The following is a 2,525-nucleotide window of genomic DNA, read 5'->3' as shown; positions in this document are numbered from 1 at the left end:
ACCGAGCCTTCCAAACTGGCGGACGCTTCTCGGCGAACGCCAGCGGACCTTCCTTGGCATCCTCGGTTCTCAGCAACGCGCCGAACTCGCGTACGGTACGCGCCCAGGCGGGTTCCTCATCCGGGATGACGCCGTCGTCGGCGCCACAGGCGATGCGCTTGCTGGCTTGCACCGACAGCGGCGCGTTGACGGTGATCCGCTTGGCCAGCGCCAGTGCGGCTTCCAGGACGGTGCCGTCCGGGACAACCTCGTTGATCAGCCCCCAGTTCGCGGCCTCGGCGGCGCTGATCGGTTCACCGGTAAGCAGCATCTGCATCCCGACCTTGCGGGGCAGCTGCTGCGCGATCCGGAACACGCCGCCCGCGCCGGCGAGCAGACCGACCTTGACCTCCGGCAGACCGAACTGCGCGCGTTCCTCGGCCACCACCAGGTCGCTGGCCAGGGCCAGCTCGGTGCCACCACCTAGCGCCGTGCCGTTGACCGCAGCGATCGTCGGCTTGTCGATGAAGTGGTGGACGTAACCGGCGAAGCCCCACTCACCGTGGTCGGGGTGATACAGATTCTCGCGACGCGAAATCGCCTTGAGATCCGCTCCGGCACAGAAGGATTTGTCACCGGCGCCGGTGATCACCACCGCCCGCACATCGGCATCGTGCTGCGCCTCCTCGAGTGCGTCACCCACGCCGATGCTCACGGCGCCGTTGACGCAGTTGCGCGCCTCGGGCCGGTTGATGGTGATGACGAGGACATCATCCCGGCGCTCGGTGAGCACCGCGGCGTCGGTCACAGCAGCTCCACGATGGTGGCGTTGGCCTGGCCGCCGCCCTCACACATGGTCTGCAAACCGTAACGAATTCCCTTGTCCCGCATGTGATACAGCATCGTGGTCATGATCCGCGCACCAGATCCGCCGAGCGGGTGGCCGAGCGCGATCGCGCCGCCGTTGGGGTTGAGCTTCTTCTCGTCGGCGCCGATGTCTTTCAGCCAGGCCAGCGGCACCGGAGCGAACGCCTCGTTGACCTCGAACACTCCAATGTCTTCCAGCTTCAGGCCGGAACGCTTGAGTGCTTTCTGGGTAGCCGGGATCGGGGCGGTCAGCATGATCACCGGGTCGGCGCCGGCCAGCGTGGCAGTGTGCACCCGGGCGATCGGGGTGAGCTTCAACTCCTTTGCCTTCTCGGCCGTCATGAACAGCAACGCGGCTGATCCGTCGGAGATCTGGCTGGAGTTGCCGGCGTGAATCACGCCGTCTTCTTTGAACGCGGGCTTGAGCTGCGCCATCTTCTCGATCGGCGTGCCGCGCCGGATGCCCTCATCCTTGAGCACCGCGTTACCGTCCTGGTCCTTGATTCCCACGATCTGGTCATCGAATGCACCGGAATCCTGTGCGGCCGCTGCCTTTTCGTGCGAGGCCAGGGAGTACTCGTCGACCGCGGTCCGGTCGAAGCCCCACTGCTCGGCGATCATCTCCGCGCCGATGCCCTGGTTGGGAATTTGGCCGTGATAGCGGTCGAGAAACGCCTGGGAGTACGGCCGTCCGCCGTTGGCCAACGTCGAACCCATCGGCGTCCGCGACATCGACTCCACCCCGCCGGCCACGACGACGTCGTAATGTCCGGCGACCACGCCGGCGGCGGCGAAGTGAATCGACTGCTGGCTGGATCCGCACTGCCGGTCGACGGTGACACCGGGCACCGTCTCCGGCCAGCCCGCGGTGAGCAGCGCAGTCCGGCCGATGTCGATGGCCTGCTCGCCGGCCTGCGAGACGCACCCCCAGATCACGTCGTCGACGAGCGCGGGATCGATGCCGGCCTTGTGGACCAGACCGTTCAGCACTTGCGCGGACAAGTCGGCGGCGTGGACGCCGGACAAGCCGCCGTTCCGTTTGCCGATCGGTGAACGAACTGCCTCGACGATGACGGCTTCAGCCATGGCATGTCTCCTTCTGCCTTGAGGTTCTGCATCGATTGTTGAGCAACCCGTTAGTTGGGTCGCCGCCGGGGTGCTCAATGGGCGGGTAGCGTCGGTGCGGTTACTTTGAAAGACATGTCGCGCATTGTCATCGTCGGCGGCCACGGCAAGGTCGCTTTGCACCTGGCTCGCATCCTCGCTGCCCGCGGCGATGAGGTGACGTCGGTCTTCCGCAACCCCGATCACACCGACGACGTCAGCGCGACAGGTGCGCGACCCGCCGTCGCCGACATCGAGAACCTCGACACCGCCGCACTCGCCGATCTGCTCGCAGGCCACGACGCGGTGGTGTTCTCCGCCGGCGCCGGCGGCGGCGATCCGGCTCGCACCTACGCCGTCGACCGCGACGCCGCCATCCGGGTGATCGACGCCGCCGGTCAGGCCGGCGTGCGACGCTTCGTCATGGTGTCGTACTTCGGCGCCGGACCCGACCACGGTGTGCCGGAAGACAACTCCTTCTATCCCTATGCCGAGGCGAAAGCAGCGGCCGACGCCCACCTGCGGGCCAGCGACCTGGATTGGACGGTACTCGGTCCGGGCCGTCTCACCCTGGA

Annotated in this window: 3 protein-coding genes; 1 reads left to right on the top strand and 2 read right to left on the bottom strand. The window is 66.8% G+C overall.

The features are described 5' to 3' along the window. Together VN856_RS08755 and VN856_RS08750 are read right to left on the bottom strand one after the other, a co-directional pair. The coding region (locus VN856_RS08755) for an enoyl-CoA hydratase-related protein (RefSeq protein ID WP_325688063.1) at nucleotides 1–787 on the bottom strand (787 nt) is incomplete at its 3' end. Beyond that, nucleotides 784–1,932, bottom strand: a complete 1,149-nt coding sequence (locus VN856_RS08750; RefSeq protein WP_325688061.1) for a thiolase family protein — start codon at nucleotides 1,930–1,932, stop codon at nucleotides 784–786. The genes VN856_RS08755 and VN856_RS08750, both read right to left, overlap by 4 nt. 114 nt (nucleotides 1,933–2,046) lie before the next feature. On the opposite strand from VN856_RS08750, the gene VN856_RS08745 reads away from it, so the two are divergent. Beyond that, nucleotides 2,047–2,525 (top strand): NAD(P)H-binding protein (locus VN856_RS08745; RefSeq protein ID WP_325688059.1); only part of this gene is annotated, 479 nt, incomplete at its 3' end.

Source organism: Mycobacterium sp. (genome assembly GCF_035603715.1).
Taxonomy (GTDB): Bacteria; Actinomycetota; Actinomycetes; order Mycobacteriales; family Mycobacteriaceae; genus Mycobacterium.
The sequence above is the reverse complement of the archived record's forward strand: the minus strand, read 5'-3'. Positions and strand labels throughout refer to the sequence as shown.